This window comes from Phyllobacterium myrsinacearum, from assembly GCF_002980555.1.
GTDB classification, from domain to species: Bacteria; Pseudomonadota; Alphaproteobacteria; order Rhizobiales; family Rhizobiaceae; genus Phyllobacterium; species Phyllobacterium myrsinacearum.
Window position 1 is genome coordinate 191854 of record NZ_PVBT01000010.1, and the last position, 23402, is coordinate 215255.

Below are 23402 nucleotides of genomic sequence, written 5' to 3' on the forward strand. Positions count from 1 at the left end.
TCACCTCGGCAGGGCCAGACGGCGTTCGACGATGCGCATCAACGCGGCGAGGATCGAACAGGTAAAGACATAGAGGCAGCTTGCCACCATCCATGTCTCGATGACGCGAAAGGTTTCGACATTGATCTTGCGCGTTTCAAACGTCAGTTCCGGCACGGCAATGGCCGCGGCCAGCGACGTATCCTTGAGCAGCGAGATGATCGTGCTGCTGAGCGACGGCAGGATATTGCGGAACATCAGCGGCGCGATGATCGACGTGCGTATCTGCATTTCCGTCAGGCCGATGGCAAGACCAGCCTCGCGCAGCCCGGCCGGGATCGACAGCAGTCCGGCCCGGAACACCTCGGCCAGATAGGCGCCGGAATAGAGAGCGAGCGTGAAGACAAAACTTTCAATCTTGCCAAGACGCAGTCCCCATTGCGGCAGCGCGAAATAGGTGAACAGCACGAGCACGAGGATCGGCGTGTTGCGGATGATGGAGACGTAGGCCCCGGCCGGACGCTTTATCAGGCCGTTTCTGGATATCAGGCCAAAAGCCGTGCACAGCCCGATGACCGCGCCGATGAGGATGGCGCCGAAGGCAAGAGCAAGGCTGAGCGCCAGCCCCAACAGCAGATCATCGAAGCTGCGCCAGACGGCAGCAAAATTCAGCGTATAGCCCATGAACAATGTCCCCGTGATCGCAAGACAAGGCGAAACGGCTCCAGATTATCTGGAGCCGCCCTTTGACTATTTGTATTCGACGGGGAAGCCGATCTGCGGCGGCGTCAGATCCTTGCCGAACCAGGTCTTGAACGATTTCGCATAGGTATCGAACTCGACGCCGGTCATGGCTTCATGCAGTGCCGTGTTGACGAAATTCAGCCAATCCTGATCGCCGCGCTTGACGCCGCAGGCATAGGTCTGCGGATTCCAGCCATAGCCGGCATCCTTGTAGCGGCCCTTGTTCTGGGTCATGTACCAGGCAAGCGACGACTGATCCGTGGCGACCGCATCGGCGCGGCCGGATTCCAGCGCCTGATAAATCAGATCGACCGATTCATACTGGTCGACCTTGGCCTCCGGCAGGGCCGCATGCACCATCGATTCGGCATAGACATTCTGCAGCACCGAGATTGTCACCGCGGAACCCGCCGCCTTGAGTGCGGCGTAGTCGGCATATTTGCTGTCGGCCTTCAGCATCAGCCCGACACCTTCCCGGTAATACGGTATGGTGAAGGCGATCTGCTGTGCCCTCTCACCCGTGACCGTCATGAACTGGCAGGTGATATCCACCTTGTTGGTGGTGATGTTGGGAATGCGGGCATCGGACGACTGGTTGACGAACTCGACCTTGTTCGGATCGCTGAACAGCGCCTTGGCGATGATATGACCCATGTCGATATCAAAACCCTGCAGCGTGTCGTCAGCGCCCTTGAAGTGCCATGGCGCATTGGTGCTGCCGGTGCCGACAACCAGATGGCCGCGGGCCAGAACCTCATCGAGCTTGCTTTTGCTGTCCTGCGCGGCAGCCTGATTGAACGGCAATGCGAGCAGCGCGGCCACAACGGCCGCCGCGTAAAATCCTTTAGACATTTTTCGTTCCCCTATCCGTCAAGCGAATATTATGGTTTAATCCATTATTATAGAATAGAATATCTAATAATGGATTTTTATAATACGAGGACAAGAGCCGCGACTTGTCAAGCGACATTTGGAATCGCCGCGTCAGGGGGTTTTCAGAAGCTGTATGGGCGCGAGGGGAAGCACGGACCGGGCGGCTTGCCGGTCAGTTTCCCATGATCAGGTCGAAGAGCGTGGTCTTGCGCGGCTTCTGGCCATTGCCGCCTACGCCGGCCGGCGGCGTCGGATGGGTCGATCCGGTTTGATCGTCCAGCCCCACCGGCCCGCCCGGATTGAGCTGGGCCGACGGAACACCTTCAGCGGCCGGAACATCCGCGCCGGGCAAGGCATCGTTGCCATCGATGACGGGTTCATTGACACGGTAATTGCCGGGAAGCTCGGCCACCGGCACACCCTTGTGTGCGGCGACCATGAATTCCTTCCAGGCCAGTGCGGGCAGCGCCCCGCCGGTCACCTTCTTGGTCGGCTTGCCGTCATCATTGCCGAACCACACGCCCGTGGTCAGGTTCGAGGTGTAGCCGATGAACCAGGCATCGCGGAAGTTCTGGCTGGTGCCGGTTTTGCCGGCAGCGGGCCAGCCGAATTTGGCTTTCGTCGCCGTGCCGCTGTCGACGGTCTGGCGCAGCATGGCATTCATCATGCCGACATTGCGCTCGCTGATCACCCGCTCCTGCTTGGGATTCTTGTATTCATACAGCACCTTGCCCTCATGCGTGGTGACGCGGCGAACCAGATGGACCGGCGCCTTGTAGCCGTCATTGGCAAAGGGCACGAAGGAATCGGTGAGTTCCAGCAGCGTCACTTCCGAGGTCCCAAGCGCCAGCGAGGCATTGGCGTTGAGGGTCGAAACGATCCCCAGGCGATGGGCCGTATCGACAACGGTGCCGGGGCCGACTTCCATGACCAATTGGGCGGAGACCGAATTGAGCGACCGGGCCAGCGCCTCCGCCAGCGTCACCTTGCCGAAATATTTGCCGTTGTAGTTGCCCGGCGTCCAGTTGCCGATCCGGATCGGCGCATCGTTGCGCACCGTCTCCGGCGTGCGTCCCTGCTCCAGCGCCGACAAGTACACGAAAGGCTTGAAGGTGGAGCCGGGCTGGCGCTTGGCTTCGCTGGCGCGGTCGAACTGGCTGTTGGCATAGTCATAACCGCCCACCAGCGCGCGCACCGCGCCGGTTCCGTCGATGGAGACCAGCGCACCCTGCGATACATTGAGCCGGTCGCCGTTTTTCTGGATCAGATCGCGGATCGAGGCCTCGCCCAACTTCTGCAGGCCAAGATCGACGGTGGTGTCGACAACCACATCCGCCCGCACATCACCGATCAGCTCGGGCAATTCCTCCATCACCCGGTCGGCGACATAATGCTCGGAGCCGCTCCAATAGGCGGCCGCGCGGGTCGCCGGCTGCTTCATGGCAAAGGTCAGCTCCTTGTCACCGATCATGCCTTGGTCGCGCATAGCTGCAAGCACCAGCTGAGAACGCTCGATGGCGGCTTTCGGATCGCGGGCAGGCGACAGACGCGACGGCGCCTTGAGCAGACCGGCGATGACAGCGGCTTCCGACAGCGTGACGTCGTGCGCCGATTTGTTGAAATAGCGCCGCGAGGCCGCGGCTACGCCGTAGGAACCCGAACCGAGATAAACCCGGTTCAGATACATTTCCAGAATCTGGTCTTTCGAATATTTTTGCTCCAGCCAGAGGGCGAGCAGGACTTCCTGGACCTTGCGCTCCAGCGTGCGGTCCGGCGTCAGGAACAGGTTCTTCGCCAGCTGCTGCGTGATGGTCGAGCCGCCCTGTACCAGGCGCCCCGAGATCACGTTGGTCGCCATGGCGCGGACGAAGCCGACGGGATCGACGCCAAAGTGGGAGTAGAAGCGGCGGTCTTCGATCGCCACCACCGCCTGCGGCAGATAGGGCGACATCTGATGCAGACCGATCGCCTCGCCGCCGGTGGCGCCGCGATTGGCGATGAGATCGCCTTCGACCGAAACAATTTTGACGTTGGGCGGCCGGTCGGGGATGGTCCAGGTGGTTGTCTGCGGCATCTTGGCGGCGAAATAGATCACCGTGCCCGCCACGGCGATACCACCCCAGATGCACAGGACAAACGACCAGTACACGGCGCGGCGGATGAGGCCCAGGAGACCGCCGCCCTGCCTGCGGCTGGAGCGGCCGCGCCGCGATTTGGCAGGCTTGCGCGATGAGGTCCGGCGCTTCTGGCTTCGCACGGGTCTGTCCTCCGGGTCGGCACGCATGTCATCGTCATCCGAACGGCGGTCCGAACTGAACCCCGGCTCGATGCGTTGCCTGCCCTTGTCACGTCGTGCCATTGACTGAAATACCCGCCCCAATCGGTGCCGCGAAATCTTTTGCGACGCGTTGCAGGGTAAATGCGGCGATTTAAGGTGCGGTTAAATTCCGCCGATGGAACCGAACTGACGCATGCGTGACCGTGCGCGGTTCACGCTTGAGAATTCCGCGCCGGGCCGCTAGCTTCCCATTCGTCGAAAATGGAGTGGAAGATGCGATTTGTGGTCCTTGCCTGCACTGCGATCATACTCAGCGGCTGTGGCGGCGGCGCCATTGCCAGACTGAATCCCGCGCCTGAATCCGAAGCGCAATATCGCCTCGGCGGCTGCCAGCTGCGCGGTCACGGAACGTGCAAGGAACCCCTCGATGCAACAGGCGCTCCTGTCGCGGCGGGTGCCGCCGTCAACTGACGCCGCGCTTGCAACCGCCGCAAAGCCGCTGTCGTTTTCTGTCAAATCTTGGCGCGCGAAAAGATTATTATTCTTGCGCCCTTGAAAATTGAACACAGCAGGCATATTTTGGTGTTGCGTAACGAGCGGTTCTCCTCCCATTTTTTCGCTCGTTACGTGTTCCCCTCTGGACGCATTTGCGTTCACAATTCGCCGGGCTCCTGCCCGGCATTTTTGTATCCGCGTGCGGCAAGGCGGCATTTTTGCAGCCCATCACCTGAATTTTACTTCCCGTTTTGAAATATCGCGTATCAAAGAGAGTAAAACGCGGGGAAACAACACAACGATGAGCACGGGCGAAAAAACACGTGTCGATTGGGTCGATATCGCCAAGGGCATCTGCATTATTTTCGTGGTCATGATGCATTCGGTGCTTGGCGTCGAAGAGGATGCCGGCGCCCGCGGCTGGATGCACCCGGTTGTATCCTTCGCCCAACCGTTCCGCATGCCGGACTTCTTCCTGATCTCGGGCCTGTTCCTTGGACTGGTGATCGATCGGCCGTGGCTGCGCTACGCCGACCGCAAAATCATCCATTTCGCCTATTTCTACCTGCTGTGGCTGACGATCCAGTTCCTGTTCAAGGCACCCGGCATTATCGCAGAAAGCGGCCCCGGCGGCGCTCTCAGCGCCTATCTCCTCGCCCTTGTCCAGCCTTTCGGCACCCTGTGGTTCATCTACCTGCTGCCGGTGTTCTTTGTTGTCACGCGGCTGGTCCGCTCCGTCAATGTCTGGATCATCCTAGCCATCGCCGCCGCTCTTGAAACCGTCCCGATCCATACGGGATGGCTGGTCCTTGATGAATTCTGCAGCCGCTATGTCTTCTTCTTTGCCGGCTATGCCTTTGCGCCTGTTATTTTTGACCTGGCTCAGTGGCTGCGGCAGCGACCGCGCACCGCCCTTGCCATCCTCGGCGCCTGGGCGCTCGCCAATGGCTGGCTGGTGTTTCACCCGGCGTCGCAACCCTTTGCCGCCTGGATACCGCTGGAGGCCTATACGTCAGGCGGTCTTGGCGGCTGGAGCAATGTGCCCGTCATCTCGCTGCTTGCCGGTTTTGCCGGGGCATTGGCCATTGTTTCCGTCTCGGCGCTGCTCGCCCGGCTGGGTTCGGTGCCCGTCGCCCGCTCGGCCGTGCACGCCCTGCGCTGGCTCGGCGGCCATTCCATTGTGGTTTATCTGGCGTTCTTCCTGCCCATGGCCGTGGCGCGAACCATTCTGCTCAAATCAGGTGTCATCACGGATATCGGCACGATATCGTTGCTGACCGTCGTCAGCGGGGTCCTGGGGCCGGTGATCCTGTATGGGCTGGTGCAATGGACCGGCTATGGCCGGTTCCTGTTCAAACGGCCGCAATGGGCCCATATTGACCGCGCGCCCACACCGCATGGCAGGGGCGCGCTGGCATCAGCCGAATAACAGAGGCTGCTTTGCCGTTTAGCTGTGAGCAAAAATATCCTGTTCCTCCCAGCCCATCAGATCGAGCTTGGCCCGTGTCGGCAGAAACTGGAAACAGGCGGCGGCTTCCTCCGCCCGCCCGTCCCGCTTCAGGCGCTCGATCAGAATGGCGCTCAGCCGGTGCAGGTAGAGAACGTCGGATGCCGCATATTCCAGCTGAGCCTGCGACAGTTCCGGCGCCGCCCAGTCCGAGGACTGCTGCTGCTTGGACAGGTTGATATCCAGCAATTCGCTGCAGATCTCCTTCAGGCCATGCCGGTCCGTATAGGTGCGGGTCAGGCGCGAGGCGATCTTGGTGCAGAAGACCGGTTGCGGCATCACACCGAAGGCGTGGTAGAGCACCGCAAGATCAAACCGGCCAAAATGGAAAATCTTGGTGATGGCCGCATCACCAAGAAGTTTCACCAGATTGGGGGCAGATGTCTGCCCCTTGTCGATCTGGATGACATCGGCCGAACCGTCACCGGGTGAAATCTGCACGACGCACAGCCGGTCGCGATGGGGGTTCAGCCCCAGCGTCTCCGTATCAATGGCAACGGCATTGACCTGATAGTTTGCAAGGTCGGGCAGATCATTGCGGTGAAAGCGGATGGTCATCAAATCTCTCCGGTTTATTTCGTCAGCACGTCAAGAATGCGTGCCCAGGAACGCTGGCCCTTGTGAAAGGAACTCAGCTCGTATTTTTCGTTGGGCGAATGGATGCGGTCGTCCTCGAGGCCGAAGCCGACGAGCAGCGATTCCATGCCAAGCATGTTCTGGAAGTCGCCGACAATCGGGATCGATCCGCCCATGGCGATCAGCACGGCGGGTTTTGGCCATTCGTCGCTCAAGGCCGTCTTGGCCTTGGCCAAAAGCGGCGAGTCATAGGACAGCTGGATGGCGGGCGAGCCGCCATGCTCATGGAACTCCACCGAGCAATCGGCAGGGACGCGTTCCCGGACAAAGGCGCGGAAGGCTTCACGGATCTTGGCGGGGTTCTGCTTGTGCACGAGGCGGAACGACACTTTGGCCGATGCCTGCGCGGCAATAACGGTCTTGAAGCCCTGCCCGGTATAGCCGCCGATCACGCCGTTGATCTCGGCGGTCGGGCGGGCCCAGACCAGTTCCAGGATGGAGCGGCCTTTTTCACCCGAAGGAATGGAAAGACCGATGGGACCGAGAAAGTTTTCCGGCGTGCAGCCAAGCCCGTTCCAGGTCTGCAGGATCTGCGTCGGGGTTTCCTCGACACCGTCATAGAAGCCGGGAATGGTCACGGCACCGGTTTCGTCGTGCAGGTCGGCCAGAATCTTCGTGAGAATGTGGATCGGGTTTGCCGCCGCACCGCCGAAGGAACCGGAGTGCAGGTCGCGATCGGCGGCCTTGATGACGATTTCCTCGCCGACCAGCCCGCGCAGGCCGACGGAAATCGCCGGGGTCTGCCTGTCCCACATGCCGGTATCGCACACGAGGGCGAAGTCGGCCTTCAGCTCGTCCTTGCAGGCATCGAGGAAAGGCTTCAGCGATGGCGATCCCGACTCTTCTTCTCCTTCAAACAGGATGGAAATCTTGACCGGCAGCTTGCCATGCACGTCCTTGTAGGCGCGGCAGGCTTCGACGAAGGTCATCAGCTGGCCCTTGTCATCGGCCGTTCCGCGGCCGGTCAGAATCTTGCGGCCATTGCCCATATCCTTGATGGCAGGGGCAAAGGGGTCGTTCTCCCACAGTTCGAGCGGATCAACCGGCTGCACGTCGTAATGGCCATAGAAAAGGACATGGGGTGCATCGGCACTCGGACCTTCATGATGGGCCACCACCATCGGATGACCCGGCGTGTCGCGCACGCTGGCGTCGAAACCGATGGTTTTCAAATCGGCAACCAGCCATTCGGCGGCCTTGCGGCATTCGGCCTTGAATGCCGGATCGGTCGAGATGGATTTGATCTTCAACAGTTCGAACAGACGCTCCAGGCTTTTATCGAGATTGGCATCAAGGGCATTCAAGACAGGTTCAAGCGCTGACATGGTAATTCCTGAATTTGTTGGACCGGGATTCGTGAAGGGAATTCTTCTTAGCCCATTTTCGGCAAAGCGGCAGAAAAAAAGTGGAGCCGGAAAAGAAATGGCCGCCGTGGCGGGGGGACCACAGGCGACCAGATCACTACACTCAGATGCGGCGACCCGGAGAGGGGGGATGAGGCCACCGCAAGTCCGGGGCAGGCGGGGGACGAGCCTGAAATCCCGGACATCGATCTAACGTCGACAAGGTGGATTTGGGTCTCAAACCATGGCAATTCAAGGGCACGGAACATTACATCTTTGTAACAAACGCGTGATGGGCAGGTGACATGTTCAAGACCCGTCCGATCTGGCATAGAGCGTTCTCGAACGGAGGCGAATCCGATGACGAAAGCAGCGATAGAATTGCCGGTCCTGTTCTTTCCGGCAGGCGCCGACTGGGAAGCCTGGCTGGCGGCCAATCACGCGGCATCGCCGGGCGTATGGCTCAAATTTTCCAAGAAGACGGCGACCATCAAAAGCCTGTCCAAACAGGATGCGATCGATGGCGCGCTCTGCCACGGCTGGATCGACGGCCAGATCGACGCATTCGATGAAGACTACTGGCTCATCCGCTTCACATCGCGCAAGGCCGCAAGCCGCTGGTCCGACATCAATCGCAAGCGCGCCCTCGAGCTGATCGACCAGGATCGCATGACGCCGGCCGGCCTTGCGGAAATCGAGAAGGCCAAGGCCGACGGACGCTGGGACAAGGCCTATCTTTCGCAAGGCAAGGCCATGATACCCGCTGATCTGCAGGCGGCCCTCGATGCGAACGCCGAAGCAAAGCAGATGTTCGGGACATTGAGCAGCGTCAACCGCTACGCCATCATCTACCGTGTCAACGACGCCAAGAAGCCCGAGACGCGCCTGCAGCGCATTGAAAAATTCGTGGCCATGCTGGCGCGCGGTGAAACCATCCATCCGCAGAAGGCCAAGCCCTCCCGGTAAGCGGCGGCCGCCCGGCGGATTTGTCAGGAGGAGTCGGCTATCCCGCGATCTTTCGGTGCATGGGAAAGACAGATCATTTCCTTTTTATGGATGATCATTTAATCGTAGGCACCATGAAAAAAGGTGATCATCTCTTTCTCGTCGACGGCTCCGGCTATATCTTCCGGGCCTATCATGCGCTGCCGCCCCTCACCCGCAAGTCGGATGGTCTGCCGGTTGGTGCGGTATCGGGTTTCTGCAACATGCTGTGGAAGCTGCTGCGCGAAGCCAGGGACACCTCGGTCCGGGTGACGCCGACGCATTTCGCCGTCATCTTCGATTATTCGTCGAACACGTTCCGCAAGGAAATCTATCCGGAATACAAGGCAAACCGCTCGGCCCCGCCGGAGGATCTCATTCCGCAGTTCGGCCTGATCCGCCAGGCCACCAAGGCCTTCAACCTTCCCTGCATCGAAAAGGAAGGCTACGAGGCGGACGATCTCATCGCCACCTATGCCCGCATGGCGGAAGCCGTGGGCGCGGAAGTCACCATCATCTCCTCCGACAAGGACCTGATGCAGCTCGTCACTCCGCTTGTGTCGATGTATGACAGCATGAAGGACAAGCAGATCGGCATTCCCGACGTCATCGAGAAATGGGGTGTGCCGCCGGAAAAGATGATCGACCTGCAGGCCTTGACCGGCGATTCCACCGACAATGTGCCCGGCATCCCCGGCATCGGCCCGAAGACCGCCGCACAGCTTCTGGAAGAGTTCGGCGATCTCGATACGCTGCTGTCACGCGCCGGTGAAATCAAGCAGCAGAAACGCCGCGAAAACATCATCGAATTTGCCGAACAGGCGCGCATTTCGCGCCAGCTCGTCACGCTGAAGACCGACACCCCCGTCGATACCGGGCTTGACGATTTCGGGCTTGAGCCACAGGATGGACCGAAGCTCGTCGCCTTTCTCAAGGCCATGGAGTTCACCTCCCTTACCCGGCGCGCTGCGGAAGCGACCGGCATCGATGCCGCCGCGATCGAACCATCCGAGGTAGCCGTGGACACGGTTGCCGAGGCACACGGACCGGATGTTGAAATCCCGGATGGAACTGCTCCCGCTGCCACGGCCGAAAAGCCACAGAACAAACCAGATGGTGGTGTCATGCTGCCCGCCGATCTGGTCAAGGCACGCGCCGACGAAGCGCTGGCGTCGAAGATCGACACGACGGCCTATACCTGCATCCGCGATCTTGCCACGCTGCAACTGTGGATCGACGAGGCAATGGAAGCCGGACTGGTGGCGTTCGACACGGAAACGACGTCGCTCGATCCGATGCAGACCGAGCTGGTGGGCTTCTCCCTGGCCATCCGGCCGGGCCATGCCGCCTATGTCCCGCTCAACCACAAGTCAGGCAATGGCGATCTCCTCGGCGGCGGCACCGTCGAAGGCCAGATCCCGCTCGACGACGCCTTGCGCGTGTTGAAGCCGCTGCTCGAGAACCGTTCGGTGCTCAAGATTGCGCACAACATGAAATATGACTGGCTGGTCATGCACCGCTACGGCATCGATCCGCACCCGTTCGACGATACGATGCTGATCTCCTACGTGCTTGACGCCGGTGAAGGCACCCATGGCATGGATGCCCTGTCCGAGCGCTGGCTGGGCCATACGCCCATCGCCTACAAGGACGTGGCGGGTAGTGGTAAGTCATCGGTTACATTCGACATGGTCGATATCGACCGCGCCACCGCCTACGCCGCCGAGGATGCGGATGTGACCCTGCGCCTGTGGCGCCTGCTCAAGCCGCGTCTGGTCGAGGATGGGCTTGTCTCGGTCTATGAACGGCTGGAGCGCCCGCTTGTCGCGGTACTGGCGCGGATGGAAGAACGTGGTATTTCCGTCGACCGGCAGATCCTGTCACGGCTTTCCGGCGACCTGGCCCAGGCGGCGGCAGCCATCGAGCATGAAATTTACCAGCTTGCCGGGGAAAAGCTCAACATCGGTTCGCCCAAACAGCTGGGCGACATCCTGTTCGGCAAGATGAGCCTTCCCGGCGGCTCAAAGACCAAGACCGGGCAATGGTCGACATCGGCGCAGGTGCTGGAAGACCTCGCCGCGGAAGGTCATGAACTGCCGCGCAAGATCGTCGACTGGCGCCAGCTGACCAAGCTCAAATCCACCTATACCGACGCCCTGCCCGGCTATATCCACCCCGATACCAAGCGGGTGCACACGTCCTACGCCATGGCCGCGACCTCCACGGGGCGGCTGTCCTCGTCGGAACCGAACCTGCAGAACATTCCCGTGCGCACCAGCGAAGGCCGCAAGATCCGCACAGCCTTCATCGCCGCACCGGGCAACAAGCTGATTTCCGCCGATTACAGCCAGATCGAGTTGCGGGTCCTGGCGCATGTCGCCGAGATTCCCCAGCTCACCCAGGCTTTTGCCGATGGCATCGACATTCATGCCATGACCGCATCGGAAATGTTCGGCGTTCCGGTCAAGGACATGCCCTCGGAAGTGCGCCGCCGCGCCAAGGCGATCAATTTCGGCATCATCTACGGCATTTCCGCCTTTGGCCTTGCCAACCAGCTGTCAATTCCGCGCGAAGAAGCGAGCCAGTATATCCGCACCTATTTCGAGCGCTTTCCCGGCATCAAGGACTATATGGAGGCGACCAAGGCCTTTGCCCGGCAGAACGGTTATGTCGAAACCATCTTCGGGCGGCGGGCGCATTATCCTGAAATCCGCTCGTCCAACCCGCAGGTGCGCGCTTTCAATGAACGTGCATCGATCAATGCGCCGATCCAGGGTTCGGCCGCCGATATCATCCGCCGCGCCATGGTGCGCATGGAACCGGCGCTCAACGCGGCAAAGCTGTCGGCCCGCATGCTGTTGCAGGTGCATGACGAGTTGATCTTTGAAACCGCCGACGGCGAAGTCGACGCAACCATTCCGATCATTCGCGACGTCATGGAAAATGCGGCGATGCCGGCAATTTCGCTGTCCGTGCCGCTGCAGGTGGATGCGCGCGCCGCCAACAACTGGGACGAAGCGCACTAGGACGGGAGCCTCGGCTTATTGCAGCGTGTCCAGCACTTTGCGCTGGGCATGCATTTCGAGGAAAATGCGGTAATCCCGGTCGAAGCGCTGGCGCGCCTTTGGCTCGGGCTGGCGCGGCCGCCCGCCCTGCTTCATCGCCATGCTGGCGGCCGGCAGATCGGGATAAAGCCCGGCTGCCGTTGCCGCCACCATCGCCGTGCCGAGAAGCACGGCATCTTCGGCCGCCGACGTGATGACCGTGCAGCCCGTCGCATCGGCATAAAGTTCCATCAACAGCGGGTTTTTGGTGTGGCCGCCCGTCACATGCATGGTGTCGATGGCATAGCCGCGCTCGTTCAGCGCATCGAGAACATGCCGCACGCCAAGCGCAATGCCGACGGAGGTGCGCCAGTAGAGGCGGCACAGGCTGTCAAAGGAGGCGTCCAGCGTCAGCCCGCTGATGACGCCGACCGCATGCGGATCAGCCAGCGGCGAGCGGTTGCCATGAAAATCCGGCAGGACATGCAGGCGCCCGGCCAGATCAAGCCCCTCCTTTTCCCGCAGCTCCATGACGCGGTCGGTGATCTTCTTGTGCAGGGCAGCGTTGGGTTCGCCCGCAGCCCCGTGCCAGCGGATGATATGATCGAGAAGCGCGCCGGAAACCGACTGCCCGCCCTCGCTCAGCCAGCAATCCGGCAAAGCCGCACCGAAATAGGGTCCCCAGACGCCGTTGAACGAGATCGGCTCCAGTGACAGCGCCATCAGGCAGCTGGAGGTCCCGGCAATCAAAGCCAGATGGCGGTCGATTTCAGAGAGATCGCCGGCAAAGCCGCCGAGGACACCGAGTGCGCCCGCATAGGCGTCGATCAGTCCGGCGCCGACACGGCAACGGGTGGTGAGCCCAAGAGCCTTTGCAGCCTCGGGCGTCAGCGGTCCGACATCGGTGCCCACCGGGCTTGCCCGTTCCGGCAGATGGCCGCGTTCCACCATGTCGGCGATGCCGACGTCCTTGAGATAATCGCTCTGCCAGCCCGGCTCTTCATGCGCGAGGTACGTCCATTTGCAGGTGATCGTGCATTGCGACCGTGCGAGCGATCCCGACGCCTTCCAGCTGAGGAAATCGGCAAGGTCGAAAAAATATCCGGCTTTGTCCCAGGAGTTGGGCAGATGCCGCTTGAGCCACATCAGCTTTGGCGTCTGCATTTCCGGCGACATGACACCGCCGAGATATTTGAGCACGTCGTGGCCCGTTGCCGTGCATTCATCCGCCTCGTTGAGCGCCCGGTGATCCAGCCAGACGATCGTGTCCCAGCGGTTGTCGCCCCCCGTCGAGACAGTCAGCGGCTTGCCATCCCTGTCGCGTACCACCAGCGAGCAGGTGGCATCAAAGCTGATGCCGACAATATCGGAGGGATCGACCTTGGACGCCGCGATAGCTCCCTGCACCGCGATGCAGACCGATTTCCAGATGTCTTCTGAATCGTGTTCGGCATGGTCAGGCAGCGGGCGGTTCATCAGGATCGGGTGTTCCACCCGCCCCAAAAGATTGCCCCTGGTATCAAGAATGCCCGCCCGGGCGCTTCCCGTTCCCACATCCACAGCACATACGAAATCTGGCATTCGAACCTTCCGGCTTGTCGTGAACCGGAACGCTCTAATGAACGTTTGTTCGGGCCTGCAGCGATGACAACAGGCCTGGCAATTCCAGCATGTCGCCGAATATAAGGTCTGGCTCGAGAGACGCAAGCGCCGCTTCCAGCCGGCCGCCGCGCGCATGGGTGCCACCGGTGAAGGCGAAGACACGCATGCCCGCCCGTTTGGCGGCTTCAATGCCCGCAGGGCTGTCTTCGATGACCACGCAATCTTCCGGCGGCGTGTTCATGACCTGTGCCGCATACAGGAACAGGTCCGGCGCCGGCTTGCCGTGCTTGACCATGGTGGCGCTGAAAATATTCGGCTCCAGCAGATCAAGCAGCCCCGTCAGCTTGAGCGACAGCCGAATCCGGTCCGGCTGGCTCGACGAGGCAACACAGCGCGGCAGATCGAGCTGGTGCAATGTCTCGGCTATGCCGGGAATGGGCTTCAGGTCGGCGCGGAAGCGCGCATAGAGATTGGCGCGCATGTCTTCCAGGTCGGCCGCGCTGGCGGCAAAACCATAGTCCTCATGCAGGATTTTGCTGATCGTCGCCATGCTGCGCCCGAGAAACATCTCATATGCTTCTTCCTCGGACAGCGTCGTGCCGCTGCGGGCGATCATGTCGAGCAGGACCGCGATGGAGATCGGCTCGCTGTCGACGAGGACACCATCGCAATCGAAAATGACAAGAGCGGGCTTGGTCATGGCGTCAGAGCTTGTCTGCGAGGTAAAGTGTCAAGGTCTCGCGCGTGCCCTTGTCCCAAAGGGTTTTCAAGATTCGCGAGAAGGATTCAGCGAAGACAGGCGACGTGCCGACGTCGCCGAAAATATCGCCCATCGCCAGGAATGCCCGGGGATCGCTCCTGGCTTTCACCGCTTCCACCTTCAACCGCTCGGCGTTGGCGTCAAGATAATTCGTCGGCTTACCACTATCGGTCGTCCCCTCGCAGAACCGGCACCAGAGTGCGGAAACCAGCGACAGGCCGGTGATACCCTTGCCCGCCCTCAAACGGTCTGCCGTGGTCGGCAGGATGAATTTCGGCTGGCGGTTGGACCCGTCCTGACACAGGCGCTGGATGGTATCGCCGATCTTCGGGTTGGAGAAACGCCGGTCGATCAGATCATAATATTCCTCGAAGGTGATGCCGGGCACCGGCGGGAGAACCGGGATGATTTCTTCGCGCTCGAGCTTGCCGAGAAAGCCACGGATCAGCGGTTCCTCCATGGCTTCATGCACGAAGTGAATGTCCATCAGCGCCGCGGGATAGGCAATGGTCGCATGGCCGCCATTGAGAATGCGGATTTTCATCAGCTCATAGGGCGCAACGTCCTGCACGAAGGTGACGCCGACCTTTTCCAGGGCCGGGCGGCCGGTCGGGAAATGATCCTCGAGCACCCACTGCTTGAACGGCTCGCAGAACACCGGCCAATTGTCCTCGACGCCGAAATCGCTGGCAAGCATGCCGCGCTCGCGGTCGGAGGTTGCGGGCGTGATGCGGTCGACCATGCTGTTGGGAAAGGCGACATTGTCCTTCACCCATTTGGCCAGGTCCGCATCGACAAGCGCCGCAAGGCCGCTGACGGCGTCGCTGGTGACATGCCCGTTGCCGGGAATGTTGTCGCAGGACATCACCGTGAAAGGCGCGGTGCCCTCCGCGCGGCGGCGCATCAGCCCGGCGAGAATGAGACCGAACACGGTCCTGGGATCGCCGATATCAGCGGCGTCAGCCACAATCGCTGGATGCTGCGGGTTGAAGACGCCGGAGGCCGGATCGATGAAATAGCCGCCTTCGGTGATGGTCAGCGACACGATGCGGATGTTCGGATCGGCCAGGCGGGCGATGGTGTTTCCGGTCTCGCCCGGCTTGAGATAGTCGATCATCGACGCGGTCACCCGCGCCGTGCGATGGCCGCTGTCCTGTTCGACCACCGTGGTCAGCCAGTCCTGTTCCTTCAGCTTCTGGCGCATGGTCTCGTCAGAGGCCAGAACGCCAGCGCCGACAATGGCCCAGTCATGATCGCTGCCCGCGTTGAAAAGATCGTCGAGATAGACGGCCTGATGGGCGCGATGGAAATTGCCGATGCCGAAATGAATGATACCGGCCTTCAGATCGTCCTGCCTGTAGCCCGGCACGGCGACATTGGCGGGAAGCTGCGACAGCGCGCTTTTGGAAAGTTTAACAGTCATCGGGCCTAACCCCTTTTTTCAAATGAAGCTGCGTCTGCGCCCGTTTTCAGGGCGCAGCAGGAGCCGGGCTTTCGCTCAGCTCATCCAGTTGCCGCCATCGACATTGTATGTCTGCGCCACCACGTAATCGCTGTCGCTGCTGGCGAGGAACACCGCCATGCCGGTCAGGTCTTCCGCCGTGCCCATGCGGCCATAGGGAACCGCCTCGCCGACCAGACGCTTCTTCTCGCCAAGCGGCCGGTTCTCGTATTTGGCAAAGAGCGCGTCGACCCCGGCCCAGTGCTCGCCATCGACAACACCCGGTGCAATCGCATTGACGTTGATCCCGTGCTTGATCAGGTCCTGGCCCGTGGACTGGGTCAGGCTGATCACGGCGGCCTTGGTGGCGCAATAGATGGCAACCAGCGCCTCGCCCCGGCGCCCGGCCTGGCTCGCCATATTGATGATCTTGCCACCCTTGCCGCGTGCGATCATGGTTTTGGCCACGGCCTGCAACGTGAACAGCGTGCCGGAAAAATTCACGGCGAACAGTTTTTCATAGCTGGCGCGGGTGATTTCGACAGTGGGCGCCATATCGAACAGCGCCGCATTGTTGACGAGGATATCGATGCCGCCGAACAGATCGACCGCCTCCTTGACCGCGGCGTCGATGGAAGCCTGATCCGTCACATCCAGCTTGACCGCATGCGCGCCCTTGCCGAGTTCCGCCGCGGTCTGCTGCGCCCGCGCCAGATCGATATCGGCAATCACCACATGGGCCGCGCCTTCCTTGAGATAGGCCTCCGCGAAGGCGCGGCCGATACCCCGTGCCGATCCTGTGATGAATGCCGTCTTGCCTGCCAGTCTGCTCATGTCAAATCACCTGTCCGTCCGCGCCAAATCGATGCAGCCGCGCCGGATCCGGCGTCAGGAAAATCGGCTGGCCATGTTTCGTGTCAAAGTCCCCGTCGGTGCGCACAGTCACCTGACCGATGCCGTCGACCTGGGTATGGATGAAGGTGTCGGAACCGAGATGTTCGGTGACGCCGACCTTGCCCGTCCAGGCACCTTCCGTTGCGGAAATGCGGATATGTTCCGGGCGGACACCGAGGGTCGTTGCATTGTGCTTGGCGGCTTCCGCGCCTTCGATGAGGTTCATGCGCGGCGAGCCGATGAAGCCGGCAACAAATACATTCTTCGGGCTGCGGTAGAGTTCCATGGGCGAGCCCACCTGTTCGATGCGCCCGGCATTCAGCACCACGATCTTGTCGGCCATGGTCATGGCTTCCACCTGATCGTGGGTGACGTAGATCATCGTCGTCTTCAGCTGGTGGTGCAGGTCGCTGATCTCCAGCCGCATATTGCCGCGCAGCGCCGCATCCAGATTGGACAGCGGCTCGTCGAAGAGGAACGCCTTGGGCTGGCGCACGATCGCCCGGCCGATGGCAACGCGCTGGCGCTGACCGCCGGAGAGCTGGCCCGGACGCCGGTCGAGATAATTGGTGAGGTTAAGGATATGCGCGGCGTCCTTGACCTTCTTGTCGATGGCAGATTTTTCCTGTCCGTCCATTTTCAGGGGAAAGGCGATGTTGCCGTAGACCGTCATATGCGGATAGAGCGCATAGGACTGAAAGACCATGGACAGACCGCGCTTGGCCGGCGCCTCGCTCGACATGTCCTTGCCATCGATGATGATGCGCCCGCCGCTCAAATCCTCAAGACCGGCGATCATGCGCAGCAGCGTGGACTTGCCGCAGCCGGACGGGCCGACAAAGACGACGAATTCGCCATCGTTGATTTCAAGATCGATTTCAGGAATGACCGAGGTGGTTCCAAATGACTTGGATACTTTTTCGAGTGTAATGCTTCCCATAATATTCTTCCCATCTCTTTTGGCTGCGCCAAAGGCTGAAACCTATTTCACTGCGCCGAAGGTCAGGCCGCGCACCAGCTGCTTTTGCGAGAACCAGCCCATGATCAGGATGGGCGCAATGGCCATGGTGGATGCGGCGGAGAGTTTGGCCCAGAACAAGCCCTCGGGACTTGAATAGGATGCGATGAAGGCGGTGAGCGGCGCGGCGTTGGCGGCGGTCAGGTTCAGTGTCCAGAAGGCCTCGTTCCATGCCAGGATGATGTTGAGCAGCATGGTCGAGGCGATGCCGGGAACGGCCATGGGCGTGAGCACATAGACGATCTCCTTCATCAGCGATGCGCCATCCATGCGCGCCGCTTCAAGAATCTCGCCGGGGATTTCCTTGAAATAGGTGTAGAGCATCCAGACGATGATCGGCAGGTTGATCATGGTCAGCACGGCGACAAGGCCAAGACGCGTGTCGAGCAGGCCCCAGTCGCGGAAAATCAGATAGAGCGGCACCAGCACGCCGACCGCCGGCATCATCTTGGTGGACAGCATCCACATCAGGATGTCCTTGGTGCGCTTGGTCGGCGAGAAGGCCATGGCCCAGGCGGCGGGAATGGCCAGCGCCAGGCCGATCAGGGTGGAGCCCACCGAAATCACCACGGAATTGGTGAAATGCTTGAAGTAGTCGGAGCGGCTCTGCACCTCGCGGTAGTTTTCCAGCGTCCAGTCAAAGAACAGGAACTGCGGCGGCGTTGCCACCGCGGCTCCCTCCGACTTGAAGCTGGTGAGGAACGTCCACAGGATCGGAAAGAAGATCAGGAAACCGATGGTCCAGCCAATGACGGTGAAGATGACTTTGCTGCGTGTCGTGGTTGCGCGGGCCATAATCCTACCTCTCCAGGTTCTTGCCGATGAGGCGAATGAGGAAGAAGGCGACGATATTGGCAAGGACCACCGCGACGATACCGCCGGCGGATGCGCCGCCCACATCGAACTGCAGGAGTGCCTGCATGTAGATGAGATAGGTGATATTGGTCGTCTGGATGCCCGGCCCGCCATTGGTCGTCACCAGAATTTCGGCGAAGACGCTGAGCAGGAAGATCGTCTGGATCAGGATAACAACGGTGATCGCCCGCGACAGATGCGGCAGCACCAGATAGATGAAGCGCGAGATCGCCCCGGCGCCATCCATTTCGGCGGCTTCCTTCTGCTCGCCGTCGAGCGATTGCAGGGCGGTCAAAAGAATGAGCGTGGCGAAGGGCAGCCATTGCCAGGCGACAATGAGAATGATCGAAAACAGCGGCATCTGCGCGAACCAGTCGATCGGCTGGAAGCCGAACAGGCGGGCAATCCAGGCGAAGAGGCCGTTGACCGGATGCATCAGCATGTTCTTCCACACCAGCGCCGACACCGTCGGCATGACGAAGAACGGCGCGATGACCAGAAGCCGCACGATGCCCTGGCCGAAGAACGGCTGATCCAGCACCAGCGCCAGAAGAATGCCGCCGATAACGGTGATGAGCAGCGTGCCGCCCACCAGAATGAGCGTATTGGCCAGCGCGGTGAAGAAGGCGGGGTCGGTCAGAAAATACTGGTAGTTGAGAAAGCCGATATATTCCTCGGTTCCCGGCATCAGCAGATTGTAGCGCAGGAACGAGAAGTACAGCGTCATGACAAGCGGCACGATCATCCACAGGAAGAGCAGGATGACGGCGGGCGACATCATGATACGGGCCGTTGCACGTGTCTGAAGCGTAGCCATGGTCAGGTTCCGATACGGTAATTATCAAAAACGATAATGCAAAAGGAGGCCCGGGCGGCATCCGGCATTCGCGTCGGATGCCGTCCGGAGCCAGGAGGATTCTACTTGATGTAGCCGCCCTTTGTCATCTCGCGGGTGGTCAGCGCCTGGGCGCCCTGCAGGGCCTGGTCGACGCTCATCGAACCGGCGAGCGCAGCGGAGAACTGCTGGCCCACGGCGGTGCCGATGCCCTGGAATTCAGGGATGGCGACGAACTGGCCGCCCGTATAGGGCACCGGCTTGACGGTCGGCTTGCTGGTGTTCGCGGCGGTCATCGCATCGAGCGTGATCTTGGCGAAAGGCGCGGCCTTCTGGTACTCGGCATTGGCATAGAGCGAGGTGCGCGTGCCCGGAGGAACGTTGGCCCAGCCTTCCTTGGATGCAACGAGTTCCGTATAGGCCTTGTCGGTCGCCCAGGAGATGAACTTCTGCGCGGCTTCCGCCTTCTTGGTGCCGGCGGGAACGCCGAGGTTCCAGGCCCACAGCCAGTTGCCATGGTTTTCAACGCCGCCGGTCGGGAAGAGCGCATAGCCCACCTTGTCGGCAACCTTGGATTCCTTCGGGTTGGTCACGAAGGACGCGGCCACCGTCGCATCGATCCAGATGCCGCACTTGCCGGTCTGGAACAGCGCGAGGTTTTCATTGAAGCCGTTGGAGGATGCACCGGGAGGTCCGGCTTCCTTCATCAGGTCGACATAGAACTTCAGCGCATGCTTCCATTCCGGCTGGTCGAACTGCGGATGCCACTTCTCGTCGAACCAGCGCGCGCCGAAGGAATTGGCAGTTGCGGTCAGGAGCGCCATGTTCTCGCCCCAGCCGGCCTTGCCGCGCAGGCAGATGCCATAGGTCTCTGTGGACTTATCGGTCATCTTCTTCGCCGCTTCGGCGATCTGGTCCCAGGTCGGCTTTTCCGGAATGGTCACGCCAGCCTTTTCAGCCAGGTCCTTGCGGTACATGACCATGGCGCTTTCGCCGTAGAAGGGCGAGGCATAGAGCTTGCCGTCAACCGAAACCGCATCGCGGATCGCCGGCAGCAGATCGTCCTTGTTGTAATCCTTGGCAAGGCCATCAAGCGGCAACAGCCAGCCCTGCTTGGCCCAGATCGGCACTTCATAGGTGCCGATGGTCATGATGTCGTACTGGCCGCCCTTGGTGGCGATATCGGTGGTGACACGCTGGCGCAGCACGTTTTCTTCGAGCGTGACCCATTCCAGCTTGATGTCGGGATTTTTCTTGGTGAAGTCGTCGGTCAGTTTCTGCATGCGAACCATGTCGCCATTGTTGACCGTGGCAATGGTCAGCGTTTCAGCATTGGCAAAACTTACCATAGCCAGAGCTGACGCAGCGCCGAGCAGAAGCGTTCTCGTTAACATCTCATTCCTCCCGTGAATGTTTTGAGCAATTGCTTATCTTATGAGCAAATACTCACACAATCCCGAAGCAAGTCAAGAGGCAATCGATGCTGCGCTGCAGCATTGAGTGGTGAGTGGTGAGTGGTGAGTGGTGAGTGGTGAGTGGTGAGTGGTGAGTGGTGAGTGGTGAGTGGTGAGTGGTGAGTGGTGAGTGGTGGATTTCAGGCAGGACGCCAGGTCAACAACGAACTACTCACAACTGACTACTTTCTATTCACTATCCCCAACAGCGCCTCGGCGGTTCGTTCGTCCGTGATCAAGCCATTGATAAGACTGCCCTTTATCGCAGCGACAATACCGGGCAGCTTCTTGGCGCCCATGGCGATGGCGATCACCGTCGCCGTCTCGCGCGAGGGAATATGCGCACTGGCCACACGATCATTGGTGAGGCCCTCGATGGGCACGCCGTTGCGGTCGAACGCCCGCCCGACGATCTCGCACACCGCACCGGCCCGGCGCAAAGCCAGGAGTTCATCGCGTGAAATGAAGCCGTCGACGAAGAGCGGCGCGTCGTCCTCAAGGTCGCCGATGCCGAGAAAGGCGACATTGGCCTTGGCCGACAATTCCAGCACCGGGCGGATCATCGCCTGCGCATGCAAAAGCTCGCGCTCCTCCGGCGAGGAGGCGATGACAGGCAGCGGCATCGGGAAAGAGCGCGCCTTGATCTTGTCGGCGATGTTGAAGATGACGTTGTAATACGCAGCAGAACCATCCGGTGAAATATTGCCGGTGAGCGACACCACCTTGTGCTGCGGACATTCGATCGGCGACAGCCGCTCGATAGCGGCCTTCAGCGTACGGCCGGTGCCGATGCCGAGGACGATCGGCGCCTCGGATTTCAGCCAGCGGGTCATTTCATCCGCCGCCGCATCGGCCACGCCGAGCGTGGTAGAGGTCGAGCCCGGATCGGTCGGCACCACTTCCACCATCTTGAGGCCGAAACGCTTTTTCAACTGCGCGGCAAGGTCGAGGCAGTGGGCGATGGGATGGTCGAGCCGCACCTTGACCAGCCCTTCCGACACGGCCAGCGACACCATGCGCTGCGCCGACTGGCGCGAAATGCCAAGCTTGGCGGCAATCTCGTCCTGGGTGTTACCGGCGACGTAATAGAGCCAGCCGGCCCGCGCCGCATCGTCCAGCCTTGATGTGGTAATCTCCGGCTTACTCAATTATCTGCCCCGCCCTTAAGCGCCTCGCTCCGCTCGTTGCTGGCGGGGACCCCATTATCTGCCCCGCCCTTAAGCGCTTCGCTGGCGACAGCGGTCTTGTGCCCGTCGGAATGGCCGAGATCGCGCTCGGGCCAGACGATGTCGCGCACCTTCTGCTTGAGCACCTTGGCTTCGGGGAAACCGCCATCGCGCTTGCGCTCCCAGATCAGGTCATCCTCGACGCGGATTTCGAACACGCCGCCGGTGCCGGGGATCAGGGCCACCTCGCCGAGATCGGCGCCAAAGGTGGACAGCAGCTCCTGCGCCATCCAGGCGGAGCGGAGGAGCCAGCTGCATTGGGTGCAGTAAAGGATGGTGATGCGCGGTTTCGTTGTCATGCCGAGCTTCTTAGCATTTCCGCTTGGGGATGTAAGCTGTTGTGTTGGGATGCTGTTGGATAGGTTTCACCCCCCTCTGTCCTGCCGGACATCTCCCCCACAAGGGGGGAGATCAGCTGTCATTGCTGCTTCAGCTAATCTTCAACATTGAAGACAACGGAAAGCCGTTGATGCCAATGTGATCTCCCCCCTTGTGGGGGAGATGGGCGGCAGCCCAGAGGGGGGTGAAATGTCATTTGGATAAAACTTATCCACGTTCTCCCAACCTCGCTTATCCTTCTCCTCGTCCTTTCCGGCGGGAATGCTTCCGGAAACCTTCGAAAGTCGGGAAAGGATCGGCGCTTTGGCTTCACGAGGGAAAAAACCTCGTGCGGTCGGGGAGGTTTGGCTCAGTGGTGGACCATCGGGCAAAAACCTGAAAACGCCGGGGCGGGTGGTCCTTGGATCGCAAGCATCGCATACAGCATACCCCAAGACCCGCGTTCCAAGGACCGCCCGTCATTCTCCTCTCTCAACAGCCAGACGCAATTGCGGGCGTGGCAAGGGTTGCTCCTGACAGAAGGTTGTCAGCAGCCCTGCGCTATACCGCGCGCCCGGCAGACAGGCGCGAGGGAGGGCATCATGGAAAGCAGGGAACAGATAACCGGCAGCGCAGCGGATTTCGATTTTCTCATCGGCGACTGGACCATCCGCAATCTGCGGCTGAAACGGCGGTTTGCCGGTTGCGACGACTGGGATGAATTTCCCGCCACGTCGCGCGTGCGCAAACTGTTGCAGGACACGGCCAATCTGGAAGAGATGGACATTCCGGCCAAGGGCTTTGCCGGGATCACGCTGCGCCTGTTCAACCCGCGCGACGGCTCGTGGTCGCTGCACTGGGCGGACAGCCGGAGCAACCGCCTGTTTGCGCCGGTTATCGGCCGGTTCGACCAGGATGAAGGCCTGTTCTACGGCGACGACACCGATGACGGCAGGCCGGTGCGCGTGCGGTTTCTCTGGGAACCCTGCCAGCACACCCCATGCTGGGAACAGGCATTTTCCCGCGATGGCGGCGAAACCTGGGAAACCAACTGGATGATGCGGTTCACCCGGACGTGATGCTGCCATGCTGAGATTGGATCGTGTTCTCACCCCC

General features: G+C 60.7%; 19 protein-coding genes and 1 pseudogene. 5 read left to right on the top strand and 15 right to left on the bottom strand.

The genetic code is table 11. From position 1 onward, the window contains the following. The 3 genes from C5750_RS25430 to C5750_RS25440 all read right to left on the bottom strand — a co-directional run bounded on the left by C5750_RS25430 (position 1) and on the right by C5750_RS25440 (position 3955). Entirely contained in the window at positions 1 to 663 is a 663-nt protein-coding gene (locus C5750_RS25430) for an amino acid ABC transporter permease (protein WP_105738080.1), read from the bottom strand. Positions 664 to 729: 66 nt separating this feature from the next. Then, positions 730 to 1575: a transporter substrate-binding protein gene (locus tag C5750_RS25435; protein WP_105738082.1), complete on the bottom strand. Its 846-nt coding sequence runs from the start codon at positions 1573 to 1575 to the stop codon at positions 730 to 732. Positions 1576 to 1768: 193 nt separating this feature from the next. Further along, positions 1769 to 3955 carry a transglycosylase domain-containing protein gene (locus tag C5750_RS25440; protein WP_105738084.1) on the bottom strand — a complete coding sequence of 729 codons (2187 nt, stop codon included), beginning with the start codon at positions 3953 to 3955 and terminating at the stop codon, positions 1769 to 1771. A 192-nt stretch (positions 3956 to 4147) separates the two neighbouring features. On the opposite strand from C5750_RS25440, the gene C5750_RS26450 reads away from it, so the two are divergent. Together C5750_RS26450 and C5750_RS25450 are read left to right on the top strand one after the other, a co-directional pair. Further along, positions 4148 to 4345: a hypothetical protein gene (locus tag C5750_RS26450; protein ID WP_130502075.1), complete on the top strand. Its 198-nt coding sequence runs from the start codon at positions 4148 to 4150 to the stop codon at positions 4343 to 4345. A 325-nt stretch (positions 4346 to 4670) separates the two neighbouring features. Continuing rightward, complete coding sequence (locus C5750_RS25450) at positions 4671 to 5798, top strand: acyltransferase family protein (protein WP_105738088.1); 1128 nt, start codon at positions 4671 to 4673, stop codon at positions 5796 to 5798. A gap of 18 nt (positions 5799 to 5816) precedes the next feature. Here the strand turns inward: C5750_RS25450 and C5750_RS25455 are convergent, their stop codons facing one another. Then, positions 5817 to 6434 (bottom strand): ribonuclease D, encoded by a 618-nt coding sequence (locus tag C5750_RS25455; RefSeq protein ID WP_105738090.1) that lies wholly within the window; start codon positions 6432 to 6434, stop codon positions 5817 to 5819. A 14-nt stretch (positions 6435 to 6448) separates the two neighbouring features. After that, positions 6449 to 7837: a M20/M25/M40 family metallo-hydrolase gene (locus tag C5750_RS25460; RefSeq protein WP_105738092.1), complete on the bottom strand. Its 1389-nt coding sequence runs from the start codon at positions 7835 to 7837 to the stop codon at positions 6449 to 6451. A 378-nt stretch (positions 7838 to 8215) separates the two neighbouring features. On the opposite strand from C5750_RS25460, the gene C5750_RS25465 reads away from it, so the two are divergent. Continuing rightward, positions 8216 to 8821 (top strand): YdeI/OmpD-associated family protein, encoded by a 606-nt coding sequence (locus C5750_RS25465; protein WP_105738094.1) that lies wholly within the window; start codon positions 8216 to 8218, stop codon positions 8819 to 8821. 113 nt (positions 8822 to 8934) lie between these two features. Continuing rightward, positions 8935 to 11865, top strand: coding sequence for a DNA polymerase I (polA, locus tag C5750_RS25470; protein ID WP_105738152.1), 2931 nt, complete (start codon positions 8935 to 8937; stop codon positions 11863 to 11865). A 15-nt stretch (positions 11866 to 11880) separates the two neighbouring features. Here the strand turns inward: polA and C5750_RS25475 are convergent, their stop codons facing one another. The 10 genes and pseudogenes from C5750_RS25475 to C5750_RS25520 all read right to left on the bottom strand — a co-directional run. Continuing rightward, a complete protein-coding gene (locus C5750_RS25475; protein WP_105738096.1) occupies positions 11881 to 13464 on the bottom strand; it encodes an FGGY-family carbohydrate kinase in 1584 nt (527 codons plus the stop codon). A 34-nt stretch (positions 13465 to 13498) separates the two neighbouring features. Then, positions 13499 to 14185, bottom strand: a complete 687-nt coding sequence (locus tag C5750_RS25480; protein WP_105738098.1) for an HAD family hydrolase — start codon at positions 14183 to 14185, stop codon at positions 13499 to 13501. Positions 14186 to 14189: 4 nt separating this feature from the next. Next, the gene (locus C5750_RS25485) at positions 14190 to 15668 is read right to left on the bottom strand and encodes a mannitol dehydrogenase family protein (RefSeq protein WP_105738100.1); all 1479 of its coding nucleotides are present in this window, start codon (positions 15666 to 15668) and stop codon (positions 14190 to 14192) included. 75 nt (positions 15669 to 15743) lie between these two features. Next, the gene (locus C5750_RS25490) at positions 15744 to 16520 is read right to left on the bottom strand and encodes an L-iditol 2-dehydrogenase (protein WP_105738102.1); all 777 of its coding nucleotides are present in this window, start codon (positions 16518 to 16520) and stop codon (positions 15744 to 15746) included. A gap of 1 nt (position 16521) precedes the next feature. Then, on the bottom strand, positions 16522 to 17520 hold the full coding sequence (locus C5750_RS25495) for an ABC transporter ATP-binding protein (RefSeq protein ID WP_105738104.1): 999 nt from the start codon (positions 17518 to 17520) through the stop codon (positions 16522 to 16524). A gap of 42 nt (positions 17521 to 17562) precedes the next feature. Continuing rightward, positions 17563 to 18393, bottom strand: a complete 831-nt coding sequence (locus C5750_RS25500) for a carbohydrate ABC transporter permease (protein WP_105738106.1) — start codon at positions 18391 to 18393, stop codon at positions 17563 to 17565. 4 nt (positions 18394 to 18397) lie between these two features. Next, entirely contained in the window at positions 18398 to 19270 is an 873-nt protein-coding gene (locus tag C5750_RS25505) for a carbohydrate ABC transporter permease (RefSeq protein ID WP_105738108.1), read from the bottom strand. Between the two features lie 101 nt (positions 19271 to 19371). Further along, positions 19372 to 20682: an ABC transporter substrate-binding protein gene (locus C5750_RS25510; protein ID WP_105738110.1), complete on the bottom strand. Its 1311-nt coding sequence runs from the start codon at positions 20680 to 20682 to the stop codon at positions 19372 to 19374. A gap of 242 nt (positions 20683 to 20924) precedes the next feature. Then, positions 20925 to 21890, bottom strand: coding sequence for a sugar-binding transcriptional regulator (locus tag C5750_RS25515; protein ID WP_105738112.1), 966 nt, complete (start codon positions 21888 to 21890; stop codon positions 20925 to 20927). Positions 21891 to 21994: 104 nt separating this feature from the next. Next, positions 21995 to 22267: pseudogene (locus C5750_RS25520) on the bottom strand (Rdx family protein); the annotation flags it as partial. Positions 22268 to 22888: 621 nt separating this feature from the next. Here C5750_RS25520 and C5750_RS25530 point away from each other — a divergent pair. Continuing rightward, positions 22889 to 23365, top strand: a complete 477-nt coding sequence (locus tag C5750_RS25530; protein ID WP_105738116.1) for a hypothetical protein — start codon at positions 22889 to 22891, stop codon at positions 23363 to 23365. Positions 23366 to 23402: the final 37 nt, after the last annotated feature.

What these genes read in the sequence shown, in the direction of transcription:
- C5750_RS25430 (WP_105738080.1), bottom strand. Translation starts at nt 663, where the DNA reads ATGGGCTATACGCTGAATTTTGCTGCCGTCTGGCGCAGCTTCGATGAT.
- C5750_RS25435 (WP_105738082.1), bottom strand. Translation starts at nt 1,575, where the DNA reads ATGTCTAAAGGATTTTACGCGGCGGCCGTTGTGGCCGCGCTGCTCGCA.
- C5750_RS25440 (WP_105738084.1), bottom strand. Translation starts at nt 3,955, where the DNA reads ATGGCACGACGTGACAAGGGCAGGCAACGCATCGAGCCGGGGTTCAGT.
- C5750_RS26450 (WP_130502075.1), top strand. Translation starts at nt 4,148, where the DNA reads ATGCGATTTGTGGTCCTTGCCTGCACTGCGATCATACTCAGCGGCTGT.
- C5750_RS25450 (WP_105738088.1), top strand. Translation starts at nt 4,671, where the DNA reads ATGAGCACGGGCGAAAAAACACGTGTCGATTGGGTCGATATCGCCAAG.
- C5750_RS25455 (WP_105738090.1), bottom strand. Translation starts at nt 6,434, where the DNA reads ATGACCATCCGCTTTCACCGCAATGATCTGCCCGACCTTGCAAACTAT.
- C5750_RS25460 (WP_105738092.1), bottom strand. Translation starts at nt 7,837, where the DNA reads ATGTCAGCGCTTGAACCTGTCTTGAATGCCCTTGATGCCAATCTCGAT.
- C5750_RS25465 (WP_105738094.1), top strand. Translation starts at nt 8,216, where the DNA reads ATGACGAAAGCAGCGATAGAATTGCCGGTCCTGTTCTTTCCGGCAGGC.
- polA (WP_105738152.1), top strand. Translation starts at nt 8,935, where the DNA reads ATGAAAAAAGGTGATCATCTCTTTCTCGTCGACGGCTCCGGCTATATC.
- C5750_RS25475 (WP_105738096.1), bottom strand. Translation starts at nt 13,464, where the DNA reads ATGCCAGATTTCGTATGTGCTGTGGATGTGGGAACGGGAAGCGCCCGG.
- C5750_RS25480 (WP_105738098.1), bottom strand. Translation starts at nt 14,185, where the DNA reads ATGACCAAGCCCGCTCTTGTCATTTTCGATTGCGATGGTGTCCTCGTC.
- C5750_RS25485 (WP_105738100.1), bottom strand. Translation starts at nt 15,668, where the DNA reads ATGACTGTTAAACTTTCCAAAAGCGCGCTGTCGCAGCTTCCCGCCAAT.
- C5750_RS25490 (WP_105738102.1), bottom strand. Translation starts at nt 16,520, where the DNA reads ATGAGCAGACTGGCAGGCAAGACGGCATTCATCACAGGATCGGCACGG.
- C5750_RS25495 (WP_105738104.1), bottom strand. Translation starts at nt 17,520, where the DNA reads ATGGGAAGCATTACACTCGAAAAAGTATCCAAGTCATTTGGAACCACC.
- C5750_RS25500 (WP_105738106.1), bottom strand. Translation starts at nt 18,393, where the DNA reads ATGGCCCGCGCAACCACGACACGCAGCAAAGTCATCTTCACCGTCATT.
- C5750_RS25505 (WP_105738108.1), bottom strand. Translation starts at nt 19,270, where the DNA reads ATGGCTACGCTTCAGACACGTGCAACGGCCCGTATCATGATGTCGCCC.
- C5750_RS25510 (WP_105738110.1), bottom strand. Translation starts at nt 20,682, where the DNA reads ATGTTAACGAGAACGCTTCTGCTCGGCGCTGCGTCAGCTCTGGCTATG.
- C5750_RS25530 (WP_105738116.1), top strand. Translation starts at nt 22,889, where the DNA reads ATGGAAAGCAGGGAACAGATAACCGGCAGCGCAGCGGATTTCGATTTT.